The organism is Caproiciproducens sp. NJN-50, assembly GCF_004103755.1.
Taxonomy (GTDB): Bacteria; Bacillota; Clostridia; order Oscillospirales; family Acutalibacteraceae; genus Caproicibacter.
In genome coordinates this window covers 1,362,609-1,386,116 of sequence record NZ_CP035283.1, presented here as the reverse complement: position 1 = coordinate 1,386,116, position 23,508 = coordinate 1,362,609, and the positions used below count along the sequence as shown (strand labels likewise).

Genomic DNA, 23,508 nt, shown 5'->3' with positions numbered 1-23,508 from the left:
GGGAGACTTCTCTTATGGAAAAAATATTGCTCATTCCGGATTCTTTTAAAGGTACGATGTCGTCGGCCGAGATCTGCGGAATCATGCGGGACGCGATTGTGAAATATTTCCCGCGTGCCAGCGTCCTCAGCATTCCGGTCGCCGACGGCGGAGAGGGCAGCGTGGACGCTTTTCTGGCCGCCGCCGGGGGACAGAAAATTTCTCTTGCGGTGAAGGGTCCGTACTTTGAGGAAATCCCGGCGTTTTACGGCGTGCTTCCGGACGGGACCGCCGTTGTGGAAATGGCCGCGGCGGCCGGATTGCCGCTTGTCGGCGAAAACCGCTCGGCGGGAAAAACCACCACTTTCGGCGTGGGGCAGCTGATTGCGCGCGCCGCGGAGTCCGGATGCCGCAAAATGATCGTCGGACTGGGCGGAAGCGCGACAAACGACGGCGGCACGGGTGCCGCCGCCGCTTTGGGCGTTCGTTTCCGCGACAAGGACGGAAAGGAATTCGTCCCGGTCGGGGAAACGCTCGGAAAGATCGCGTCAATCGATGTGAACGGCTTGAATCCGGCCCTGCGGAGCGTCGACCTGGTGACTATGTGCGACATTGACAATCCATTATGCGGTCCTCGCGGCGCGGCGGCCGTCTTCGGCCCTCAGAAGGGCGCAACCGAAGAAGAAGTCCGGCGGCTCGACCGGAATCTGGAGCATCTGGCTCATGTGATCCGGAGGGATCTCGGAAAGGATATTCTCTCACTGCCCGGAGCCGGTGCCGCCGGCGGCATGGGCGGCGGCATGGCGGCATTTTTCGGCAGCCGGCTGCAGATGGGGATCGAGACCGTACTTGACACGGTGCATTTTGACGAGCAGCTCCGGGGGGCCGACCTCGTCTTCAGCGGAGAGGGCAAACTGGACTCCCAGTCGCTGAGCGGCAAAGTCGTCATCGGTGTGGCGCGGCGGACCAGGAAGCACGGGGTGCCGCTGATCGCCGTGGTCGGAGACATCGGGGACCGGATCGCAGGAGCCTACGACGAAGGTGTCAGTGCGATTTTCAGCATCAACCGCGCAGCGGTCCCGTTCTCAGAAGCGAAGCTCCGCTGCCGGGAGGACCTGGCGCTCACCATGGATAATTTGATGCGCTTTTTTACAACCATGCATCTGTAATTTTCCGGCTCCGGTTTTCCTAAATAATTGGAATACGGGAACGGCTATGCGCTCCAGCTTCTGCCTTTGGGCAGGGCTGGAGTTTTTTTGAATGCAATCCCCCCTTTTCGGGCCCTCATTCTCAATATTTTTCATGGAACCGCGACTCATATTCCCGGATCAGCCCGGGGCGAAAATCCGGATGCGCGACTTCAATCAGCGCGCGCGCCCGTTCGCACAGTTTTTTTCCGCGGAGCTGCGCAATCCCGAATTCGGTTACCACATAGTTGACATCGTTTCGGGAAGTCGTCACCTCGGCGCCCTGATCGAGGAATGGAACGATCTTGGAAATTTTCCCATGCCCCGCGGTGGACGGGATCGCCATGATGCTTTTTCCCCCGCGGCTCATGTTTGCACCGCGGACAAAATCGACCTGTCCGCCCACGCCGCTGATCTGCGTCAGGCCGACCGACGTTGAGCACACCTGGCCCATCAGGTCCACCTGCACGCAGGAGTTGATGGAGACCAGATTGTCGTGCCGGGCGATCACGCGCGGATCATTCACGTAATCGACCGGGTACATGGCCACCTCCGGGTTGTTGTCCACATAATCGTACAGGCGCCTGGTTCCCATAAGGAACGCCGCGACGTTCTTTCCCTGATTGATGCTCTTGCACTTGTTGGTGACCACGCCGGCTTCCACCAGCTCGACAACCCCGTCGGAGAACATTTCGGAATGGATTCCAAGGTCTTTTTTGTCCTTCAGAAACAGCAGCACGGCGTCCGGAATCGCTCCGATCCCGAGCTGGAGCGTGTCTCCGTCGTGAATCAGGGACGCGCAGTTTTCGCCGATCGCACGTTCCACCTCCCCGATCTTCGGCGGCGCAAGCTCAATCAGCGGCGAATCGTCTTCCACAATATAGTCAAGGTCGCTGACATGAATGAAACTGTCCCCCAATGTGCGCGGCATATTCTTATTGATCTGCGCAATCACGGTTCTGGCGCATTCCGCGGCCGGTTTGGTGTAGTCGACGGAAATGCCGAAGCTGCAGTACCCGTGTTCATCCGGCTGGGAAAGGTGGACCAGCGCGACGTCGGGCTTCAAGGTGTTCCGGATATAATCCGGGATCTCGAAAAAAAACACCGGAGTAAAATCCGCGCGCCCATCCGCGACGGCCTTGCGCGTGGTACCCCCCACAAACAGGCTGTTGTGGCGGAAGTGCTTTTCCATTTCCGGCTTGCAGTACTCGGCCTGGCCCATTGCCACCATGTGTACGATTTCCACGTTTTCATACTGATCGGCGTTTCTGACCATCGCGTCAAGCAGTGCGGTCGGTTCCCCGGTCGCGTGGGCGACCACGACCTTGTCCCCGGATTTGATGTGCCTGACGGCCTGATCGGCCGTAGTTAATTTCTGCCTGTACAGTTCCTGCCAACTCATTCGTCATCACTCCCTAAATTCAGTGTAATTTTGTAAAATCAACGCGCGGAGTTTCTCGTAATCCTCTTCCCGCGTCAATACGACTTTTCCAAGGCATCCATTCAGGTCCGCATGTTCCGCGCACTGAACGGGACAGCCGCAGATGACCGCAACGAGATCTGCCCCACCCTGCGCATCCGCGCGGACAATGTCCAGGCCGCGGAATTCCTCCCTCAGCCTGGACACAATCCGGGTTCTGTCGTACCTCGGATTGCATCCGCCGCAATATTTGACTCCGATTTTCATCCTGCGTTCCGGCGGTCCCGATGAGAAAGCAGAAAGCGGGCCGTGCTCAGCAGGTTTTCGCTCACGCCGGTTACAAGGCAGACGCGCCGCACTTCCGGGAGAGCTTCCCGGACTTCCTTTTCAATCAGCTCTTCGTTCGTGATCGCCGCGCTGGGGCAGTCGCTGCATTGCCCCAGCATGCGGATCTTCAGAATCCCGTCTTGATACTCAAGTATTTCGACTCCGCCGCAATGCTCGCTCAGCGCAGGCCTGACGCGGCTGTCCAGAACGCTTTCGATTCGGTCCAGTATGTTCTCCCGCAACGGCAGTTCCCCCTTATTTCCGAGAGACGGTTATTCCTTAATGTGAGCAATCGCCTTTGCGAGTTCCTTCTTCATCGCGAGGTTGCCCTGGCGCGCGATCATGATGCGCTGCGCCTGCGGAGAGCCCGCGCCGTGCATCGATTCGGTGCGGTAGCCGACCGCCGCCGTCCCCAGCGCGAGGTTTTCAATGAGGCGCAGGATCCTGAGGCGGTTTTCGGTGGAAACGCCGCCGACGCCCTTAAAGTATTTTTCCACATACGGTCCCACCTTTGGATCGCGCAGATCCTTTTCAGAGGGCGCGGTAACCATCAGACCACCGGCGATATCCTCCGCGAGGCGGACGATTTCATAAGGGAAGCGGGTGACATTCTGCTTGCAGACGTTGGCCAGAAGCAGATTGATGAGGTAGTTGCCGGACTCCGTCGGGCTGCCTTCGGAGGAACAGGCGATGCCGCAGCAGTAAAGCGTTTCATTTAAATGCGTCATCTCAATCAGCTTATCCTTGATATGGGTGGCTTTCGGCACTCCGTTGTAGTCCGCCGCGACCGCGGCCGCGCCGATCAGGACGTCGCCCACGCCGACCTTGCAGCCGCCGTAGCTCTGGCGGTGATAGCCCGCGAAACGTTCCACAAGCAAATTGGCAAACTCCGACTCACCGTTCATGAAAATCATATCGTTGGGGATAAAGACGTTGTCGAAAACGACCAGCGCCTCCACACCGCCGAACTCCGGGTTCCCCACATCCATTTCGGAGCCTTCCCGCTTGCGGGTGTCGCAGCTTTGGCGGCCGATCACCATGAAGATGCCCTCCGCGTCCATCGGGACGGCGAAGGAAACGGCGTAGTCCTTATCCTCGGGCTTCATGGACTGGGTGGGCATCACGATCATCACATGCGAGTTCAGCGCGCCGGTCTGATGCGCCTTCGCTCCGCGGACCACAATTCCGTCCGGCCTGCGTTCCACCACGTGCAGGAACAGGTCCGGGTCCTTCTGCTCATGCGGGGCCAGCGAACGGTCTCCCTTGGGGTCGGTCATCGCCCCGTCGACCGTCAAATCCTTTTCCTGCACGTCAAGCATGAACTTCTTGAAATTGTCAAAATAGTGGGTGCCGTATTTCTGATCGATCTCATAAGTTGTGCTGTACTCGGCGTTAAACGCGTCCATGCCCACGCAGCGCTGGAAGCAGGCCGCGGTTTTCTGCCCGCAAAGCCGCTGCATTTTCACCTTTTTTACAAGGTCCTCCGTGCTGCGGTGGATGTGGGTGAAACGGTTGATCCGTTTCCCGGTTTCCGGAGCGACCGCCGTCATCAGGTCCTCGTACTCCGGCATCTGCGCGAGGTCGTAGGTCATGCGTACGGAATTGAGGGACGGTCTCAGGATCGGGTCATCCACCCGGTTTTCGATTTTTTTGCCGAACATATAAACCTGCATGTTGATCTTACGGATACTTTCAATGTACTGTTCGCCTGTCATAAGCGCCATGATTTTTTCTCCCTTTCAAATTAAGATCGGTTTTGTTTGCTGATCACGGGACGGTTTATTTGATTTCCGCAGCCTCCGGGATTGGATCGGCGTCTTTCTTTTTCGAGTAGCTTTTCAGCGCGAAATAGAGCAGAACGCCGACGGCCAATCCCCACGCGGCTCCCTGGATCGCCAGGACGGCGCCCATGCAGCCCGCGATTCCCCTGTCGGTATCGGTTTCGCACATATCCATCGCGAGCCGGGTGCAGATATAGCCCTGAACGAGCAGGGTCAGCGACAGCGCCACGGGGAGCACCGGCTGAAGCAGGGAAACGATCGGAATGCACGACACTCCGAGGAACGTGCTCCAGCGGAAAGTCCCGGCGCCGCTGTGGATGGACTCCATTGCCTCCGGCCCCTCCTTGTACCGCTGGGCGACAGACGCGGTGACGGCCGCCCAGAGCGGGCCGCAGAGCTGGGTGTAGGGGCAGATGAGGGCCATCACGATATTGCGGATCGCGCTGATCAGATTGGAGCGGTTGGCGTTGAAATCGATCTTTTCATCCTTGCGGACCTCATCGGCTTCATGAATCAGCGCCTCGGAAGTGATGAAGTCCCCGAACGCGATAATGTAGACCACGATTGCCAGCGGCAGCGCCGACAGGAACATGGAAACGGCGGGGAAACCTATGGAAAACGGGCTCAGCGTGTTCCAGATGCCCGCGAAATCCGCCACCTTAAAGAAGGTGCCGATCTCAATGTGGAACCACGGCAGCTCGCCCGCCATCGGGGCGAGAAATACGGCAATGATGATCGCCGGAAGCATACCGACCTTGCCGATGGTATTCCAGAAACGGTTGTTCGCCCGCATTTTCATAAACTGGGAGGAAAACAGGCAAAAGAACGCGATCAGACACCCGGCCGTGATGGATACCGGATATTTCGAGAACCGGCCTCCGGTGTTGAACTCACCGATGATCGCCGCGGTCCCGGCTCCGAGCAGGACCCCCGCCTTGATGGAGTTCGGGACGACTTTCATCAGCTTTCCCGCCGCGCCGGTAACCCCCATCAGCAGGAAGATGACGCCCACGATCAGCTGAAGGGCGATCAGTTCCTGATACCGGACCACTCCCAGTTGATACTTTCCCAAAAACGCGACCACAAGCGGGATGGCCGGAGTGATCCACCCGGGGACCACCGGATCGCCCAGAAGGACGTGCAGGCAGTAAAGAAATCCGTTGATAATGACCATCGACCACGCGATCTCGAACGAAACCCCGAGCACTTGCTGCAGAACGGGAATTGCCCCCAGGCAGGTCGAGCACATCAACAGCGCCTGAAAAAACTCGGGCCACTCCCACCGGTAATGGATGAACGGCACCCTGATCTTGAAAATGCCCGCCGGAATGTAAGGCTGCTCCGCGCCATATGTTCTTTTCATCGCCATACGCACCCACTCCTTCTTCCCCTTACAATTTCTTTTGCTGTCCTGAGCATCTTGATTTCTGCCTCCTTACGTTTTAAAATAGGAGCCGCATTTTCCGCATCATGGAATCGGCCGTCGGATCGCAATGACCGCATCCGTCCGGTCCCCGGCCCACAGGCTTTGCTTTGCCTTCCAAAAAGATACAAGCAACTAGGATGCCAAGATCGGAATAGCTAAAAATTTGGCCATTTCTCTGCGATTTTAGATGATTTGCATAATTTTTTATGGAGCTTGCGTCTTGAATATGAAACAAAACATCGCGGAAATCACATTCTCCAAATGGATTCCCGCGATGTTTCAGTTTTGATACAAATATTCAATACCGATACAGAATTCGGCTCGTCCAATCATAAAACGGAACGCGGCCCGAAATTTTATGCCAAATAGGCATTCTACACAGAATTCAGATACTTTTTTCGTCTGCGCTCATAGGTAGCCGCGCTCATATGCAGGCTTTTCGCGGCGTCGCGCACATTATGATATTTCTCGTAGGCGTTAAAAATATAATTTTTTTCCACCCCGTCGATGATTTCCTTCAGCACGGTGTCGCTTTTCTCCGTGCTGACCACCGCCTTGTTGTAAGGATCGATCGGCAGATCCTCCGGGAGGATTCTCCGATCCCCGCTGACGATGAAGGCCCTCTCCACGGCGTTTCTGAGCTCCCGCACATTTCCGGGCCACTCATATGCCAAAAGCCATTCCAGGACATCCGGCGCGAAAACTTTATGCATGCTGTATTTGCCGTTGAGCGTTTCGAGCATGTATTCCGCCAGGACGGAAATGTCTTCTTTCCTTTCCCTTAAAGGGGGAATCAGAATCGGAAACGCGCTGAGCCTGTAATAGAGGTCTTCTCGAAAGCTTTTGTTTCCGACCATTTCTTTCAGATGCCGGTTTGTGGCCGCGATAACCCGGACGTCGATCCTGACAGGCCGGTCGGAGCCGATGCGCAGGATCTCCTGTTCCTGAAGGACCCGGAGCAGCTTCGCCTGTATGTTCATGGACAGTTCCCCGATCTCGTCGAGAAAGATGGTTCCCTTGTCCGCGATTTCAAACAGGCCGATTTTGCCGTTCGGGCTGGCCCCTGTAAAAGCGCCGGGCACATAACCGAAAAGTTCGCTCTCCACAAGGCTAGGCGTAATGGCCGCGCAGTTTACCCTTATGAAATTCCCCTTGCTGCGCCGGCTGTTCCGGAAGATGTAATTGGCGACGACTTCTTTTCCCACGCCGGTTTCACCCAGCAGAAGCACCGTTGTGTCCAGCCCGGCCACTTTCCTCGCCATGCCCAGAAGCTCCAGCATTTTCTGGTCCCTCACGACCAGGTCCCCGTAACCGCCGATCTGTTTTTTGATCGTCTCGATCTCCGCCTGGTAATGCCGGTTCAGCTCATGATTTTTTGCGAGCTGTTCTTTCAGGTCGTACAGTTCCGAAACGTCCCGCACGTTCGTCACGATCATGGCGATCTCGTTGTTTTTGTCAAAGAGAGGCGTGCTGGTGACAATCGCGTTCCTGCCGGTTTTAAATTTTTGGTCAATGGTGACCGGTTCCTTTTTTTTGAGAACGATCAGAGAGGCTGAACGGGAAATTACCCTTTCCCGTTCGAGATCCTGCATGTATTTTCCCAGCATTTCTTCCCGGTTCAGCCCCGTGATGACTTCGTAGGAGCGATTGACCATGATGGTTTTTGCATTTCCGTCCGTGATGTAAATCCCGTCATAGGAGCTTTCTATAATGGCCATCAGCTTTTTTTGGGCATCTTTCAAGTCGCGGAAGATTCCGGGACCGTCTTCGTCATTCAAATAAACGCGCTCTCTTTTCATTCACAGCCCTCCCCTGTTTTTTTCCGTCTTGTTTAGCCTCCTATTATCTTATAATGGAATATTTGATTCTTATTGTCAATTGTTTTTCCCCCATGCCGGGGATTATCTTTGTCGTCTCATCAAAAATATCGCCTCGCCCATGCCGACGGAGGATACGGCCGCGGCGGATCTGCCTGTGCCATTGCATGAAAATGCTCCAAACGCATCCGGAAAAAGAAAACCTCCTATTCGATCTTTTCGTTTTTTTTGCTCTCCGGCGCCTCCGCCCCGGAGCATTTCACGGCGGAGCTTCCGGTTCGATGCATGGCGCGGTACTCCGATACGGTAATCCCCTCCATTTCCTTAAAAAGGCGATAAAGCATCTTCTGGGAGGAAAAACCCACAAGCGACGCGATTTTTTCCACTGAGTACGCCGTATCGATCAAATAATTTTTTGCATAATTCAGGCGGTAGATGTTCAAGGTCCGTTTCAGGCTTTGGCCGAAATATTCCTCGAAGATCCGATTCACATGCCGGGAAGAAATGTAAAAAAAGTCGGCAATGTCCTGAATCGTCAAGTTTTTATTGTAATTGGCGTGCATATACTTTGTGATTTGAATAGCCAGATTTGTATTGGAGGGAGTGTTTTTCTCCCGCTCGACCGGATCGAGATTTCGGAAAATGGAAATCAGATATTCTTGATACAGGGCACAGATCATCTGCTCACGCCCCGGATAACTCTCCTCGATCTCAGTTTCCATTTTATAGATGATCGAGTCACAGCCGAAGCGATCTTTCGTGACATAATACGGATTCTTTTCAAAATATTTCAGAATCCTGCTCAGAAAATTCTCTTCGGCCTGATCTCCTTTGGATTTTGACGCGGCCGCCGTGGGAGGAGCGAACACAAAGACCAGATATCTTTTCGGCATGTTGGGTTCATAATTGGTATAGTGATGAATCCCCGGACGGATTACGGCGAAGTGCCCGCTGAAAAGGGTGTTCATGGCCCCGTCGATATAAAGATGCTGTTCCCCGCTCAAGCAGTAATAAATCTCATAGCATTCATGAACATGCGGAAATTCCACGCAGCTTTGGTCCAGAGACTCCACATAATTGACCGTGAGGCCGCCTCCCATGGAAATTCGGACTAAGACCGGGTTGTAAAAGGGATATTGCTTCTGCTGATACAACATGATCTTCTCCTTCCCACCGAGAATGCAGCAGCGCCGCATTCTTTGGTCTGAAAAACAATACCCTGGACCGACAGCCGTAAGGGAAATTCCCCTTCGGTCTCTTTTTTGATTTCATTATAAAGCCAAGCTAAGGAAAAAAAAGGGCTTTCTGGAAAGAAAATACATGAAATGAGACAATGTTTCCACAAAACATGTCCGTTTTAGGACTTGAAATATGAGCTTTTTGCATGAATCCCTAACTTTTTTTTATTTTATGGGAATGCATTTATGTAATAAATCAAAAGCGTCGGTTTCGGTTCGGCAAAATTAACAGATTTTATTCTTTTGGGACTCAATTATTGAAAAATGTGTCTGTTTGGACGATTGAAAAGGGATGTACCTCCCGGTACAATAACTTTGTTGGGCTCGTTCCGCCGGATGAAAGGCTGGAACTCGCAACAGACCGGCTTTGATAGGAAAAAACGACTGTACAGGTAAGGGAGGGGATTTTTTCGTGAGCCGCGATTTCAAAGATTCAAAAAACTGGAAGAAAACTTCGGCACAGTTTGGCTATTACAAGCTTGGCACACGGGAGGTAATCGGTTATTCGTCCGTTGACTTTGCAATGAACCTTGTGTTTCAGTGCATTGCATTGTACATCAGCTACTTTTACACCGACATCTTTGGCCTGAAGCCAGCGCATGTTGCGGTCCTTTTTGCATTGTCCCGAATCTGGGACGCCGTCAACGACCCGATGATGGGCACGATCTGCGAGAGGGTCCAGCCCAGAAAAGGAAAATACTGGGTCTATATCATGTGGGGTGCAGTTCCGTTTGGAATTGCGGCCGTTCTGACCTACTCGACTCCCAATTTCAGTTATGCCGGCAAGGTGGTCTGGGCCGCCGTCACCTACAACCTGCTGAACATGCTTTACACCTTTATCATCCAGCCTTACATTTCGGCCGCCACGCTGATGACAAACGACCAGAGCGAGCGAACCCGTCTGCAGTCCGTCCGCATGACGCTGGCACAGACCGGCGGTGTTGTCTGCGCCATCATGCTGCCCGAGGTCTCGGGCTTTCTGAGCAGATACATGACGCTGGCGCAGGGGTATATGGTAACGACCATGATTATGGCGTTCTTTATGGTCTGCATCCTGCTTTGGGCCTCGCATCAGATTGTGGAGCGGATCCCGCCGCAGCCGATCGACCCCGGCAAAAAGGCGAATATCAAGGACGTGTTTTATCTGTTGTTCCGGATGAGCCCGGTCTTCGTGACCTTTCTCCTGTTTCTTGGCGTTTATACCATGAGTCAGATTCAATCCACGATGGGGGCCTATTACATAAAATATTACGCCGGGCGTGAAGACATGCTGGCGTGGTTTTCGATGATCATGATGCTGTTTTCCGTCGCCGGCGTCCCCTGCGTGCCGTTCCTGATCAAACGGCTGCATAAAAAGGGCACCGTGATGTTCGGCCTGGGAGTGGCCGGAGCGGGCTGCATCCTGCTGTATCTGATGTCCCCCGCCTCCGTCGGCGGCATGATGGCGGCGCGCGCCGTCACCGGCTACGGTTACGGCGTCCTGATGGGCGCCCTCTGGTCCGTCATCACCGATCCGGTGGAGTACTGCGACTGGAAGACCGGGAAACGGTATACGGCCATCGTGATGACGCTGGTCGGACTTGGAATTAAATTTTCGATGGTCATCGGCGGTTCCGTTCCCAACATGGTACTCTCCTCCGTCGGCTACGTGGCAAATCAGCAGCAGACGGCCCAGTGCCTCTCGGCCATCCGGAGCCTTACCGCGCTTCTGCCACTGTCGGCCGTAATTATGGCAATGGTGGTTTACGGGCTGTTCTACCACCTGAATGAGGAAAAGATCGCTCAGATGCAGAAGGAAATCGCCGAACGCAACGCGGCCGGGACAAATGCGGATCAGACGCAGAAGGATCCCTGCCCGGCCGTATGACCCAACAAATCTAAAGGGGGATACATAATCATGAAACAGATCAATGTCGTAAAAACCGGCAGTCTGAGGGAAAAGGACCCGGAGAAAAAGGGCGCCGTCGCCACTCTGGAAGTACCCGAGTACGAAATGGGACCGGAAGACGTGAGGATCAAGGTCGCCTACTGCGCTATCTGCGGCTCCGACCCCCATTTGGTGGAGGGAATTTTCGGCTGGAAGCCGCCGTTCGGCATTGGGCACGAAGTTTCCGGCATCATTGTGGACGTGGGCGAAAAGGCCACGAAGAAGGGCCTGAAGATCGGCGACCGCGTCGCCGGAAATTTCCTCAAATTTTGTGGAACCTGTTATTACTGTCAGAACGGGCAGCAGCAGTTCTGCGAGCACGCCGACGAGTTCAACCGGGCCGGGATGAGCGAAACCATCGTCTGGCACGAGTCCCAGGTATATCGGCTGCCAGACCATGTTCCGCTGAGAACCGGCTGTATGCTGGAGCCCGTCTCCATCGCCGTTCGCATGATGGATAAGGTGCAGCCGAAGATCGGCATGAGAATCGCCATTAACGGCGGCGGACCGATCGGCCTGCTCGGAATTCAGGCATTCCGCATGATGGGCGCGACCGACCTGACGCTGTTCGAGCCCATCGCAAGCCGCCGGGAACTGGCCAAAAAATACGGGGCCGAACATGTGATTGACCCCACCCGGGAAGACATCGGGGAAGCCGCCAAAAGAATCACGGGCGGCCGCGGCTTTGACGCGGTGGTGGACTGCTCCGGCTTTGTGGGCGCGGTCCACGATCTTCCTCCTCTGGTGGCACGCGGAGGCACTCTGCTTTACGGGGCCATGTATCCGAACGATTTCGAGATGCCGCTGAATCTGTACAAATACTGCTATTACAATGAACTGACGATCTCCGGCTACTATGTCGCGCCGTATTGCTTTCCGCGCGCGGCGCAGATTTTGTCCCGTTTCGATCTGGACGATCTGACCCGCACCGTATATGATATCGACGATTCCGTCGCGGCTTTCGACGCGCAGGTTTCCGGCAAATATCCCAAGATTCTGATCCGATGCAACAAAATCGAGGGCGAATAATCAGCGCCTGTGAAGGCTGAACAGGAAAGGATGACGTAATCGATGAATGAACCGAAACTTACGACAATTGCGGAGCTGGAAGACAAGTGCGTAGACATTCGTTCCAATCTGCTGAATTTTATCTACCGGATCGGCATGGGACACCTTGGCGGCGAACTTTCCATCGTGGAGATGGCGGTCGCCCTGTATTACAAATACCTGAACTTCGACGTGATGGACCCGCATAAGGAGGGGCGCGACCGCTTTATTCTTTCCAAAGGCCACTGCTCCGAGACCCTGTACACCATTTTTTCCGATCAGGGCGCTTATACCCAGGATTTTATGGTGGAGCATTTCGAGAGCTTGGAGACCTACCTGTTCGGCATGCATTCCAACCGGAAAAGATGCCCGCAGATCGAGGTTTCCGCGGGTTCTCTCGGCCATGGGCTGCCTGTTTCCGTCGGCTACGCGCTGGGCGCGCGCTACCGCGGGGAAAACTACCGCGTGATCTGCATGATCGGCGACGGTGAATTCGACGAAGGAACGAACTGGGAAGCGCTCATGTCCGGCGCCCATTACAGGCTGAACAATCTGACCTGCATTCTGGACAAAAACCAGCTCCAGATGACCGGCAAGACCCGCGAGATCATGAACATCGACCCCGTAGCCGACAAAGTCCGGGCGTTCGGCTGGAATGTGATCGAAATCGAAGACGGAAACAATATGGCGCAGGTATGCGCCGCGCTGGACCAATTGCCGGAACGCGATTGCCGCACGCGTGAAAAACCGACCTTTATCATCAGCAACACCGTCAAGGGCAAAGGCGTCAGCTTTATGGAAGGCAACCACAAATGGCACGGCGGCGGCATCGGCAAGGAAGACCTGAAAATCGCGCTCGCCGATGTGGCGAAAATGAGAAAGGCGTGATCGAAATGGCGACAAAGACTACCTATGACTTTGACATGATGCTTTCCAACGCCCGCGAGGCCTACGGCGAGGAATTGTACAAAATGGCTAAGGAAGGCAAGGATTTCGTGTTTACTTACAGCGACAACGTGGCTCCCTCCTCCTCCGCGGGCAAGCTGCTGAAAGAATTCCCCGAACGGTGCTTCAATTTCGGCATTGCCGAGGCGGATCAGGTGGGGGCCTCCGCCGGTCTGGCCCTTTCGGGCTGCGTTGTGTTTTCGCAGGTGTTCGGTCCGTTTCTGCCCCTGCGCGCAGCGGACCAGATCCACACGGACATTGCTTATAACGACGTGAACGTCCGCCTGATCGGCACCCATTCCGGCGTCACCGCCGGCGGAGGGCCGACCCACAACGATATTGCCGACCTGGCTCTTTACCGCGCCATCCCCCACCTTACCGTCGTGGTGCCCGCCGATGCCAATCAGTGCTGCAAATTCGTGCGCAAATCGATGGATTTCGTCGGCCCCATGGTCATCCGCATCGACCGCGCCGGTTCGCCGGATGTTTACGCCGGGGACTACGAGCTGGAGATCGGCAAAGCAATCGAAACGCTGGAAGGGACGGACGCCTACATCATCTCCTGCGGCTCGAACCTCTATGAATGCCTGATGGCGTCCAGGGCACTGGAAAAGGAATGCGGGCTGAGCATCGGCGTGCTGGATATGCATACCGTCAAGCCTCTGGACGCCGACGCCGTCGTGAGAGCGGCCGAAAAAACCGGCAATATTGTCACGGTGGAGGATCACTCCATCAATGGCGGGTTGGGCGGCGCCGTTGCGGAAGTGCTGTGTGAAACCGGCTACCGGGGTAAGTTTAAACGCATCGGCATGCCGGACGAATTCGCCGTGCTGGGCTCCGTGGACGCGATCTACCATCATTACGGCATGGACCGCGACGGAATATCCGCTGTTTTGAAAAAAATGCTGGGCAGGTAATCCTGCGGACAAAACGGAATCTGGAAAGGGGAATCTGTCATGTCTGTTCCTTTTGAGCGTTTTAGCATGGACTGGTTCAGCCTCAAGGGCAGGGTCGCGATGGTTACCGGCGCCAACCAGGGACTTGGGATGGGCTATGCCGTTGCATTTGCCAAGGCCGGCGCGGATCTGTTCATCCCCCATTTCACGGAGGAGATCGGGGAAATCCAACAGCTAGTCGAGAAAGAAGGACACAAAATCCATTTTCTGCGCGGCGACCTGACGGACCGGAACTATCGAAAGGCCTGCGTGGACGAATGCGTCCGGGAGTACGGCCGTTTGGATATTCTGGTAAACAACGCCGGCGTCAGCTTTTTCGCCAATTTTGACGACTATCCCGAGGAATACTGGAACAGGTGCATCGACCTCGATTTCAACGCGGTGTATTTCCTGTCCAAGGAAGCGGCCAAAGTCATGAAGGCACAGGGAGGCGGCAAAATCATCAACATCGGCTCCGCCCTGTCCTATACCTCCGACCGGAAATGCCCGCCGTACACGGCCGCAAAAACCGGGGTGCTCGGCATCACGCGCAATTTTGCCAACGAGCTGGGGCCTTACAACATCCAGACCAACGCGATTTGTCCTGGCTTTCTCGCGACCGAAGTCAATGCGGAGCTTCGCAAGGACCCCGCGTTCTACAACAAAATCACGAACCGGATCGCCGCCGGGCGATGGGGGGAGCTTGACGACTTGATGGGCGCCATGGTATTTCTGGCTTCCAGGGCTTCGGATTACATCAACGGCGTGGATCTCAACATCGACGGCGGGTTCTTTACCGTCCTGTAACCGGCGGGCCAAGGGAAGGAGCGGCGGCCGGCTGAGACCTTAAACGATTCCCCGCTCTTACGGCGGAAAATCGAATTGTCAAGGAATCCATCCGGCGCTCAACACGCCGGATGGATTCCCTTTTCAGTGCGGGGGCAGATTTCCGCACCGCGACCGGGCAGTTTCCGGCCGTGCGGGACCTGGGGCCCGGAATGCGGAAAATGCGAAATTTTGACCGCACCTTTCAAGAGTTGATAAAAAGTAGAAAATTATGCGATATAATATTTAGAACGGAGGTGTTTCTGATGCCCTGCAAGATATTAGTCGTCGACGATGAGACAGACATCGTTGAACTGCTCAGAGATTATTTTGAAATCAACGGCTATGAAGTCCTTACGGCCTACAACGGTTCGGAAGCGTTAAAGCAAGTCGAAAAACTTCCCGATCTGATTTTGCTTGATATCAACCTGCCGGATATAGACGGACTACAGGTCTGTACGAAAATACGAAGCTTCGTTTCCTGCCCTATCCTGTTCCTGACTGCCAAAATTGAGGACGCCGACAAGGTCAGCGGCTTTGGCGCGGGGGGCGACGATTATATCGTGAAGCCGTTTTCCATCGACGAACTCGGCGCGCGGGTATCGGCCCACCTCCGCCGCGAGAAAAGGATGCGCGGGGCTTCCAAAAAGAAATTCGCAGGGGATCTTGTGATCGATTACGGTTCGAGGGCCGTATATTGCCGAAACGAGCAGGTTCCGTTTGCCAAAAAGGAATTTGATATGATTGAACTTTTTTCTTTGAACAGCGGTCAGGTCTTTGATAAAGAACGCATCTACGAACGGGTTTGGGGCTGGGACAGCAAGGGCGACAGCAGCGTTGTCGCAGAGCATGTCCGGAGAATCCGGGCAAAGCTGTCGGCAGTCAGCGATAAAAAATATATTGAAACGGTTTGGGGCATCGGTTACAAATGGATCGATTAAAAAAAGCGTTTTACAATCTGTCGCTCAAAAAGTCCTTTATGCTGTACATGCTTCTTTTTTTATTGCTGGCTACAGCGCTGAGTTCAGTCAGCATTAACTTGGCGGACTCTGTAAAGAACCGAATCAATTTTTCGTACGCAGATACAGATAACAAATATACGGTGAGCAACAGGACGGGCAGCGTCGTGATTTTTTCACCTCCTCCCGAATACACGCCGAAAGATCAGGAGATCATCACGGTCTGTAATGCCGTCCAAATCGGCTCAGTTCCTTTATTTTTCGGATTCTGCATCGTTATGGCGGCGTTGTTTTTTTATCGTAACAAATTAAAAAAGCCTATTGAGCTGTTGGATAAAGCCTCCGGCAAAATCGCCTCCAACGACTTGGATTTTCATCTGTCCTATGACAGCAGGGATGAAATGGGACAGCTTTGCACCTCTTTCGAAACCATGCGGGAGGCGCTGAGGGAAAACAATCTCGCGATGTGGCGCGCCGTGGAGGAGCGAAAACGGCTCAACGCCGCCTTTTCCCATGACCTGAGGACGCCGCTTACGGTATTGCGCGGGTACACCGACTTTTTGAAAAATTATCTTCCCCAAGGAAAGGTCACCGAAGAGAAACTGCTGTCCACAATATCCACTATGTCCGGGCATATCGCCCGTCTGGAAAACTATGTCCGCCAGATGGGAGAAATCCAAAAGCTGGAAGATGTCACGGCCCATTTGCAGGATGTGGAAATCGGCGCTTTGGCCGAACAGCTTCAGTCCGCCGCGGCACTGTTGGTGAAAGATTCCGGACTGACGCTTGATTTCACCAATGAAATCAAGCAATCGCACATGACGCTGGATCCTTCTATCGTGATGCGCGTTTACGAAAATTTGATTTCCAACGCCATAAGGTACGCCAGAGACACCGTTCGCGTTCGCCTTCAGTGCGAGGGGGAAACGTTTTGCGTCGGTATTGCCGACGACGGGCAGGGTTTTTCAGAAGAAGATTTGCAAATGGCCCTGAGGCCCTATTACAAACGAAAATCCGATGCCGACCAGCTCCACTTCGGGCTCGGCCTGTATATCTGTAAGACGCTGTGCGAAAAACACGGAGGAGCGGTCGCGATCCGCAATTCGCGAAACGGCGGCGCTGTGGCGACAGCCGGTTTTTTGGCAAAATAAAATTTCAGGTAAAAGTTGAAAAAAAGTAGAAATTTATGTTCTACACTCTCCTTGTACAAAAAATAAGGAGAGTGTTTTTTTATGTTATCTGAGAAAAACAAGGTCATCGTGCGGGCAAGCGGCCTGAGAAAATACTACGGGGCCGAGCCGAATCTTGTAAAGGCTTTGGACGGGATTGACCTCTCTGTCTCAAGCGGTGAATTTGTGGCGGTCGTGGGGACCTCCGGCAGCGGAAAATCGACGCTGCTGCATCTGCTTGGCGGCCTCGATACTCCAACCGCCGGCAGCGTGGAGGTGGGCGGCAGCGAGCTGTCAAAAATGAACGACGAGGCGCTTGCCGTATTTCGGCGCAGAAACGTCGGCTTTATTTTTCAGAACTACAATCTGATTCCCGTGCTCAATGTCTACGAAAATATCACGCTGCCGGTCGAGCTGGACGGCAAAACCCCGGATCGGGAATTTATAACCGAGGCCGTAAGGATGCTCGGCCTTTCAGAAAAGCTTGAGAATCTTCCCAGCAATTTGTCAGGCGGCCAGCAGCAGCGCGTTGCAATCGCCAGGGCGCTGGCGGCCAAACCCGCCGTCATTCTGGCCGACGAACCCACCGGAAATCTGGACAGCGGGACCAGCCGGGACGTCATGGCACTCCTGAAATCCACCAGTGAAAAATTCGGCCAGACCATCGTGATGATCACCCATAATCAGGAGATTGCCCGGCTTGCGGGCCGGATCATCCGTATCGAAGACGGCAGAATTGTGGCGTAGGAGGCAATTTCGATGAAGAAAAACAACGCGGTGAAAAATCTCACCCGGCGCACGCTGGCAGCCAACCGCTCCCGAAACGGAACCGTCATAGCGGCCATTGCGCTGACCACCCTGCTGATTTCTTCCGTATTCAGCATCGGTATAAGCTATCTGAAATCCATGAAAATGCAGCAGATACGCTTAATGGGCACGACGGCGCAGGTTGCGGTTACCTATCCGACGGAGGACCAGGTGGAAAAACTGAGGGAACTGCCTTACGTCAAAGCCGTTGGACTTCAATATAATGTCGGAGAGCTAAAAATAGCATCTGAAATGAAAGATATGACCGTCTCCCTGCATTGGTACGATCAGGCGGAATGGGAAGCGTTCCGCAGGCCCGCCTGCGCCGGCGTTGTGGGAAGCTATCCGGAGAAGGCGAATGGGATCATGGTTCCGATGTGGATTCTCCGGAATATGGGGATTGACAATCCGCAGATCGGGATGGAGATTCCACTTACATTCTATTTCGGGGATGAAAGAAGCGTCTCCCAAACGGAAACCTTTGTGCTGTCGGGCTATTGCCAGGACTATTCTTATATCCGCACGGGGAACATTGGCTCTATCTTCGTTTCAAAGGAATTCGCGGAGCAGAGCGGGCACACCGTCGAAAAGGACGGAGCCGTTTCGATCGCTTACCGGGACGGCAAGAACATCGACCAGTGCAACGGGCGGCTAAAACAGGATTTATCTCTTACGGGAAATCAAAAGATAAAAACCGTTCCGATGTACGAATCCACCGGCACGGACGGGTCCACAACAACATTTGCCTTCGCGGCGGTGATTCTGTTTTTAATGTTCACCGGCTACCTGCTGATCTACAACGTCTTCTATATTTCCGTTTCAAAGGATATCCGGTTCTATGGGCTTCTGAAAACAATCGGCACCTCTCCGCGACAGCTGCGGAAAATTGTATCCAAACAGGCGCTTTTACTGGCTGCAATCGGAATTCCCATCGGGCTTGCCCTGGGAGCATTCCTATCTTTCGCCGCCGTCCCCATGGCGCTGAGTCTGTCCAACCTTGAAACGGGCGCCACAGTTTCCTTCCATCCCATCATCTTTATCGGCGCGGCATTCTTTGCGCTGGTTACGACACTGCTGGGGGCGGCCAAACCGGCCGGAACCGCGGCGAAAATCTCTCCGGCGGAGGCTCTGCGCTACACGGGCGCGCGTGCCGGCAGGAAACGAAAGCGCGGAACGGGCGGCGGAAACCCCTCCCGGATGGCGTGGCGCAACCTATTCCGCGACCGCAAACGCGCGGCAATCGTACTCCTGTCCCTCTTTTGGGGAATCACTGCGTTCATGACGGTCACAACCCTGATTTCCAGCATGGATACGGACCATTATGTCGCGTCATACGTTCAAAATGATTTCGTTCTGGAGAACGACACGCTGGACGCTGTGGCGGTGGCCTCCGGGAACGCTGCGAAACAGAAATTTGACGCCGCATTCCTTGCGGACCTGGAAAAAATAGACGGAATCACCAATTTGCGCACCACCAGCATGGAAAAGATGAGCATGGCCTATGACCCGGCGGAATTCTCAAAGCACATGGACTGGTTCTGCAAGAAATTCGGCGTGGAGGAAAAACTGACGGATCAGCAGATAAAAGATAACTTCTGGGGATATATCATCGGCCTGGACAACCGCTATATAGAGGAATTCAATCAAAGCGGCGATACGGCGATTGATATCGACGCCTTTGAGCGCGGCGACATCGCCCTGATCGGAACAGACAGCCCGGAGCTTTACCGCGATGTGGATACGATGGACGTGTCCGTCCAATCTTCCGGCACCGGAAAGCGTTTTACCCTCGGCGGCTTTGTTCCGCTTGGATTCCAGTACGCAGGCGGCGGCATGGCCCCCAATATTTATGTGTCCGAGGAAGCGCTTCGTTCTCTTGCGTCCGATCCTAAAATCTATAAAGTGAATCTGGATACCGAGGATGGGATGGAAGAACAGGCGCTTGAAAAGATCAAATCCCTGACCGGCGGCGACCATGAGATCACCAGGATATCCAAGCTGGAACAGCAGGAAGCGATGACGGACGCCAAGCTGATGCTGTATATCCTGGGAGGCGGGATCGCCCTCATTCTGGCTCTCATCGGCATTTTGAATTTTATCAATGTAATGGTTACAGGCGTTATGACCCGAAAGAGGGAACTTGCCATGCTGGAAAGCATCGGCATGACCAAGCGGCAGATGCGGCGGATGCTGATGACGGAGGGACTGGCGTATGGCGCGTTAACGGTGCTGTCGGTCGGCACCTTGGGCAGTGCCTTTACCTGTTGGATTTTTACGCTGTTCCGGCAGCAGGCGGATTACGCCGTTTTTACCTTTCCCACCGTTCAGATGCTCGCCGCCATCGCGGTAGTATTAACCGTGTGCGCAATAACACCGGGGCTGGTTTATCGGTCTCTCAGCCGCGACAGCCTTATTGACAGGCTCCGCGAAACGGATTGAGGAGAAAGCGGCGTCTCATCCCAATTCATTTGGATAAAAGCATCTGACTTTCACAACATCATGGTTCAATAAAATGTGAAACGGATTTCGTGATCTCTCCTGCCCTCGGCGGGGGAGATTATATTCTGTCATCCAACTTTTATTTGAAATCGCTATAAATACATATTTTTTATAATCTGAATCAGCTTTTTAGCTGTCGGGGTAAGGAGTCCCTCTGTTTTCCATGCGGCGCAGAGTTTCCATTGGATACAGGGTTCCCCGATGGAAAACAGTGCCGGCGGTTTATCCGTGAGGCTGAAACGGGTGAAAGTCTCCGGAACAAAAGTAAGGCCTATCCCTGCTTCCACCAAACGGAAAGCCGATTCTGCACTCTTTGTGCACAGGGCGGTTTTGGGATGTATATTATATTTTTCAAAAATCTGCATGGAAATATCGTACAGGCGTTGATGGTCACTAAGGATGATAAATGGCTGATACTGAGTAAGTCTTAAATCCATCCAGGGATATTGGCATGAATCTTTTGAAGCCCCCTTTTGGGCCAGCGGATGGTTGTAAGGCACAGCAAGTAAAATTTCCTCCGTAAAAAATGGCTGATATGTGATTTGAGCATTACATTCGTTTCCATTGATAATGGCAATGTCAATCTTGTCGGAAATCAACATTTCTTCCAGTTCTTTTGTCGGGTTCTCAAACATTTGTACCTCCACCAGAGGATACTTGGTAATGTAGTTCTTCAGGATTCCCGGCATAATATAAGACATTCGCAAAGAAGCGATTCCAATGCGCAGCCGTCCGGTCACCGCTTCGTTGATATTCTGTAACTCGGTTTCCAGTTCATTATAAAGCCGAAGGATGTTTTTTCCAACGGCGACATAGCGCTCACCCGCATAGGTGAGCACAAGGCGATTGTGAACCCGGCGGAAAAGCTGTACTCCAATATTGTCTTCAAGGTCTTTCAGGTATCGGCTTAAAGAGGGCTGTGAGATGAAAAGGGATTCCGCAGCCTTTGAAACACTGCCGTTTTCCACAACAGCGATCACATATTCAAGCTCTCTCAGCACATCTTCACATCCTTCAACGTTCAAATATAATCAAACAAAATATTATAGCACAATGCTATACAGAGAATAGCTATTTGATATTTGTAAATCAAGAGATATCATACTATAATTTTATTGAAAAGTAAATGAATTTAGTGATTATTTATAATATTGCTAGAATCTTTTTTCATTCGTATAAGAAAAAAACGATAAAACCAAAAACTAATGGAATAAGATCATAGCATTTTTAAATAAAGTTGGAACGTCTGATCCTAAACGGGACTGACTTTCGAAGCATAATCAATTTAAATTCAGAAAAGGAGATGGGCCCATTTGGAAGTTAATGGAAACGGCAACCCCAGCAAAATTTTTATCGACAAACTTTACTTTCTGCTTGGCACTGTATTTGTATGTTTCCAAGTATACACCGCGTTGTTTGGTGTGATTCCCGGGGTCGGGCAAAAAGCGATTCATCTCGGACTGATTTTAACCCTTTTATTTCTGGGAAATATGAGTAAAAGCCGGGGTATTTGGCTCACTTTGCTCAACCTGCTGCTGCTCGTCATGTCGATCGCCTCCATTGCTTACATACTGTTTATTGACAAAACAATCGATCTGCGGGCCGGTATTACCCTCCCGGCCGACATTGTTTTTGGGATCATGCTGATCGTTGTTTTGCTGGAGGCCTCCCGCAAGGTTGTGGGACCATCCCTGCTGGTTATTATCCTGCTCTTTGTCGTTTATGCGTTTGGGGGCCGATACTTTCCAGCGTTCCTGGCCCATGCCGGTATGTCCGGGGGACGTTTCATCAATCTTATCGTTCTAAGCACGGATGGCATTTTTGGCTCCCCGCTTTACGCCTCCGCCGTCTATATCGTGCTGTTCATTATTCTTGGCGCCGTTTTCGGTGAAACAGGCGTCGGGGATTATTTCACGGGTTTGGCGACAACGGCTTTTGGAAGATTCAAAGGAGGCCCTGCAAAAATTGCGGTAATCGCAAGCGGCTTGTTTGGCTCCGTCAATGGAAGTGCGATTGCAAATGTAGTAGGGACCGGCACCTTTACCATTCCGCTGATGAAAAAGAATGGTTTTGAACCGGAATATGCTGGAGCAGTCGAAGCTGCTTCTTCCACAGGAGGACAAATCATGCCCCCCATTATGGGAACCACGGCGTTCCTGGTAGCTCAGATGCTGAATGTTCCCTACTTTGACGTTGTAAAAGCGGCACTAGTCCCTGCAATTCTCTATTTCGGCGGGATTTTGATGACGGTGGATATTCATGCCAGAAGAAAAGATTTAAAGTCGATGGATGTTTCCGACGTACCCAAACTTAGCAGCATGCTGAAAAAATCGTATCTTTTCCTGCCGCTTGTCTTTTTGGTGGTCATTCTGGGCGTTTTCAATTTTACAATCACCAAAGCAGGCATTTACACTTTGATTTTCACCATTTTTCTCTCGCTTCTCAGCTCAGACACCCGCCTTACAAAAGAAAAGCTGGTGAGAATTGTCAAAAACTCGGTATCCGGTTCCATCCCGGTCGCCGTGGCCTGCGCGGCGGTGGGGATCGTGATCGGCGTCGTGATGGGAACCGGGTTGGGATTCCGCCTTTCCGGCATTTTGGTTGATTTGGCTCATGGGCAAAAGTTGTTGCTGCTTGTGCTCACCATGCTGGTTTCCATTATTCTGGGAATGGGGGTTCCAACCACTGCGGCCTATCTGGTGCTTGCCGTCCTGGTAGCCCCCGCGCTCATCAAGCTCCAGGTCCTTCCGATGGCGGCACATCTTTTTATCTTTTATTTCGGCATCATATCTAATATTACGCCTCCCGTGGCTCTGGCAGCCTATGCGGCGGCGGGCATTGCTCACTGCAATCCCAATAAATGCGGCTTTACCGCATTTCATCTCGCGATTTCCGGTTTCATTCTCCCGTTCATGTTTGTGTATAATCCGAGCCTGATGCTGTACGGGGCATGGTATAACATTCTGCGCAGCCTTTTTACGGCGCTGATCGGCGTTTACTGCCTGTCGGCGGCCATGGAAGGATTCGCGGTCAAATGGAAAATTTCCTGGGTCGAACGTCTTCTATATATAGCCGTGGCATTTTTGCTGATTGATTCCGGACTTTTAACGGATTTGTTAGGCTTCGGCCTGTTGGCCTTATTGATTGTATTTCGCGTTTTCCTCTCTCAAAAGTCAAGGCCAGCTCCTGTGAAAGAGTGATATTCTCACCCCAAAAGAAA

Annotated in this window: 19 protein-coding genes; 11 read left to right on the top strand and 8 right to left on the bottom strand. The window is 53.1% G+C overall.

The window, feature by feature from the left end:
* Positions 1 to 14: 14 nt before the first annotated feature.
* Positions 15 to 1,148, top strand: coding sequence for a glycerate kinase family protein (locus EQM14_RS06645; protein ID WP_128742214.1), 1,134 nt, complete (start codon positions 15 to 17; stop codon positions 1,146 to 1,148).
* Positions 1,149 to 1,269: 121 nt separating this feature from the next.
* Here the strand turns inward: EQM14_RS06645 and EQM14_RS06640 are convergent, their stop codons facing one another.
* The 7 genes from EQM14_RS06640 to EQM14_RS06610 all read right to left on the bottom strand — a co-directional run bounded on the left by EQM14_RS06640 (position 1,270) and on the right by EQM14_RS06610 (position 9,094).
* On the bottom strand, positions 1,270 to 2,568 hold the full coding sequence (locus EQM14_RS06640) for an acetyl-CoA hydrolase/transferase family protein (protein ID WP_128742213.1): 1,299 nt from the start codon (positions 2,566 to 2,568) through the stop codon (positions 1,270 to 1,272).
* A 6-nt stretch (positions 2,569 to 2,574) separates the two neighbouring features.
* On the bottom strand, positions 2,575 to 2,853 hold the full coding sequence (locus EQM14_RS06635) for a hypothetical protein (protein ID WP_128742212.1): 279 nt from the start codon (positions 2,851 to 2,853) through the stop codon (positions 2,575 to 2,577).
* Entirely contained in the window at positions 2,850 to 3,155 is a 306-nt protein-coding gene (locus tag EQM14_RS06630; protein ID WP_128742211.1) for a NifU family protein, read from the bottom strand. The genes EQM14_RS06635 and EQM14_RS06630 overlap by 4 nt, the downstream gene beginning before the upstream one ends.
* A 30-nt stretch (positions 3,156 to 3,185) precedes the next feature.
* On the bottom strand, positions 3,186 to 4,637 hold the full coding sequence (locus tag EQM14_RS06625) for a 4-hydroxyphenylacetate 3-hydroxylase family protein (RefSeq protein ID WP_128742210.1): 1,452 nt from the start codon (positions 4,635 to 4,637) through the stop codon (positions 3,186 to 3,188).
* 55 nt (positions 4,638 to 4,692) lie between these two features.
* Positions 4,693 to 6,063: a benzoate/H(+) symporter BenE family transporter gene (locus EQM14_RS06620; protein WP_128742209.1), complete on the bottom strand. Its 1,371-nt coding sequence runs from the start codon at positions 6,061 to 6,063 to the stop codon at positions 4,693 to 4,695.
* A gap of 431 nt (positions 6,064 to 6,494) precedes the next feature.
* The gene (locus EQM14_RS06615; RefSeq protein WP_128742208.1) at positions 6,495 to 7,919 is read right to left on the bottom strand and encodes a sigma-54 interaction domain-containing protein; all 1,425 of its coding nucleotides are present in this window, start codon (positions 7,917 to 7,919) and stop codon (positions 6,495 to 6,497) included.
* Between the two features lie 224 nt (positions 7,920 to 8,143).
* Complete coding sequence (locus EQM14_RS06610; protein ID WP_164918992.1) at positions 8,144 to 9,094, bottom strand: AraC family transcriptional regulator; 951 nt, start codon at positions 9,092 to 9,094, stop codon at positions 8,144 to 8,146.
* Positions 9,095 to 9,587: 493 nt separating this feature from the next.
* On the opposite strand from EQM14_RS06610, the gene EQM14_RS06605 reads away from it, so the two are divergent.
* The 9 genes from EQM14_RS06605 (at position 9,588) to EQM14_RS06565 (ending at position 20,228) form a co-directional block, all read left to right on the top strand.
* Positions 9,588 to 11,042 (top strand): MFS transporter, encoded by a 1,455-nt coding sequence (locus EQM14_RS06605; protein ID WP_128742206.1) that lies wholly within the window; start codon positions 9,588 to 9,590, stop codon positions 11,040 to 11,042.
* Between the two features lie 30 nt (positions 11,043 to 11,072).
* A complete protein-coding gene (locus EQM14_RS06600; RefSeq protein ID WP_128742205.1) occupies positions 11,073 to 12,131 on the top strand; it encodes an alcohol dehydrogenase catalytic domain-containing protein in 1,059 nt (352 codons plus the stop codon).
* 42 nt (positions 12,132 to 12,173) lie between these two features.
* Entirely contained in the window at positions 12,174 to 13,037 is an 864-nt protein-coding gene (locus EQM14_RS06595; RefSeq protein ID WP_128742204.1) for a transketolase, read from the top strand.
* Between the two features lie 5 nt (positions 13,038 to 13,042).
* Complete coding sequence (locus EQM14_RS06590; RefSeq protein WP_128742203.1) at positions 13,043 to 14,011, top strand: transketolase family protein; 969 nt, start codon at positions 13,043 to 13,045, stop codon at positions 14,009 to 14,011.
* A 39-nt stretch (positions 14,012 to 14,050) separates the two neighbouring features.
* Entirely contained in the window at positions 14,051 to 14,836 is a 786-nt protein-coding gene (locus EQM14_RS06585; protein ID WP_128742202.1) for an SDR family oxidoreductase, read from the top strand.
* A gap of 284 nt (positions 14,837 to 15,120) precedes the next feature.
* Positions 15,121 to 15,795 carry a response regulator transcription factor gene (locus EQM14_RS06580; RefSeq protein WP_128742201.1) on the top strand — a complete coding sequence of 225 codons (675 nt, stop codon included), beginning with the start codon at positions 15,121 to 15,123 and terminating at the stop codon, positions 15,793 to 15,795.
* Positions 15,783 to 16,964: a HAMP domain-containing sensor histidine kinase gene (locus EQM14_RS06575; protein ID WP_128742200.1), complete on the top strand. Its 1,182-nt coding sequence runs from the start codon at positions 15,783 to 15,785 to the stop codon at positions 16,962 to 16,964. Before EQM14_RS06580 ends, EQM14_RS06575 begins: the two co-directional genes overlap by 13 nt.
* Before the next feature lie 81 nt (positions 16,965 to 17,045).
* Positions 17,046 to 17,729, top strand: a complete 684-nt coding sequence (locus tag EQM14_RS06570) for an ABC transporter ATP-binding protein (RefSeq protein ID WP_128742199.1) — start codon at positions 17,046 to 17,048, stop codon at positions 17,727 to 17,729.
* 12 nt (positions 17,730 to 17,741) lie between these two features.
* The gene (locus tag EQM14_RS06565) at positions 17,742 to 20,228 is read left to right on the top strand and encodes an ABC transporter permease (RefSeq protein WP_128742198.1); all 2,487 of its coding nucleotides are present in this window, start codon (positions 17,742 to 17,744) and stop codon (positions 20,226 to 20,228) included.
* A gap of 152 nt (positions 20,229 to 20,380) precedes the next feature.
* On the opposite strand, the gene EQM14_RS06560 is transcribed toward EQM14_RS06565, so the two are convergent.
* Positions 20,381 to 21,289, bottom strand: coding sequence for a LysR family transcriptional regulator (locus EQM14_RS06560; RefSeq protein ID WP_164918991.1), 909 nt, complete (start codon positions 21,287 to 21,289; stop codon positions 20,381 to 20,383).
* Between the two features lie 312 nt (positions 21,290 to 21,601).
* Here EQM14_RS06560 and EQM14_RS06555 point away from each other — a divergent pair, with 312 nt between their 5' ends.
* Positions 21,602 to 23,488 carry a TRAP transporter permease gene (locus EQM14_RS06555; RefSeq protein ID WP_243112678.1) on the top strand — a complete coding sequence of 629 codons (1,887 nt, stop codon included), beginning with the start codon at positions 21,602 to 21,604 and terminating at the stop codon, positions 23,486 to 23,488.
* Positions 23,489 to 23,508: the final 20 nt, after the last annotated feature.

What these genes read in the sequence shown, in the direction of transcription:
- EQM14_RS06645 (WP_128742214.1), top strand. Translation starts at nt 15, where the DNA reads ATGGAAAAAATATTGCTCATTCCGGATTCTTTTAAAGGTACGATGTCG.
- EQM14_RS06640 (WP_128742213.1), bottom strand. Translation starts at nt 2,568, where the DNA reads ATGAGTTGGCAGGAACTGTACAGGCAGAAATTAACTACGGCCGATCAG.
- EQM14_RS06635 (WP_128742212.1), bottom strand. Translation starts at nt 2,853, where the DNA reads ATGAAAATCGGAGTCAAATATTGCGGCGGATGCAATCCGAGGTACGAC.
- EQM14_RS06625 (WP_128742210.1), bottom strand. Translation starts at nt 4,637, where the DNA reads ATGGCGCTTATGACAGGCGAACAGTACATTGAAAGTATCCGTAAGATC.
- EQM14_RS06620 (WP_128742209.1), bottom strand. Translation starts at nt 6,063, where the DNA reads ATGGCGATGAAAAGAACATATGGCGCGGAGCAGCCTTACATTCCGGCG.
- EQM14_RS06615 (WP_128742208.1), bottom strand. Translation starts at nt 7,919, where the DNA reads ATGAAAAGAGAGCGCGTTTATTTGAATGACGAAGACGGTCCCGGAATC.
- EQM14_RS06610 (WP_164918992.1), bottom strand. Translation starts at nt 9,094, where the DNA reads ATGTTGTATCAGCAGAAGCAATATCCCTTTTACAACCCGGTCTTAGTC.
- EQM14_RS06600 (WP_128742205.1), top strand. Translation starts at nt 11,073, where the DNA reads ATGAAACAGATCAATGTCGTAAAAACCGGCAGTCTGAGGGAAAAGGAC.
- EQM14_RS06595 (WP_128742204.1), top strand. Translation starts at nt 12,174, where the DNA reads ATGAATGAACCGAAACTTACGACAATTGCGGAGCTGGAAGACAAGTGC.
- EQM14_RS06590 (WP_128742203.1), top strand. Translation starts at nt 13,043, where the DNA reads ATGGCGACAAAGACTACCTATGACTTTGACATGATGCTTTCCAACGCC.
- EQM14_RS06585 (WP_128742202.1), top strand. Translation starts at nt 14,051, where the DNA reads ATGTCTGTTCCTTTTGAGCGTTTTAGCATGGACTGGTTCAGCCTCAAG.
- EQM14_RS06580 (WP_128742201.1), top strand. Translation starts at nt 15,121, where the DNA reads ATGCCCTGCAAGATATTAGTCGTCGACGATGAGACAGACATCGTTGAA.
- EQM14_RS06575 (WP_128742200.1), top strand. Translation starts at nt 15,783, where the DNA reads ATGGATCGATTAAAAAAAGCGTTTTACAATCTGTCGCTCAAAAAGTCC.
- EQM14_RS06570 (WP_128742199.1), top strand. Translation starts at nt 17,046, where the DNA reads ATGTTATCTGAGAAAAACAAGGTCATCGTGCGGGCAAGCGGCCTGAGA.
- EQM14_RS06565 (WP_128742198.1), top strand. Translation starts at nt 17,742, where the DNA reads ATGAAGAAAAACAACGCGGTGAAAAATCTCACCCGGCGCACGCTGGCA.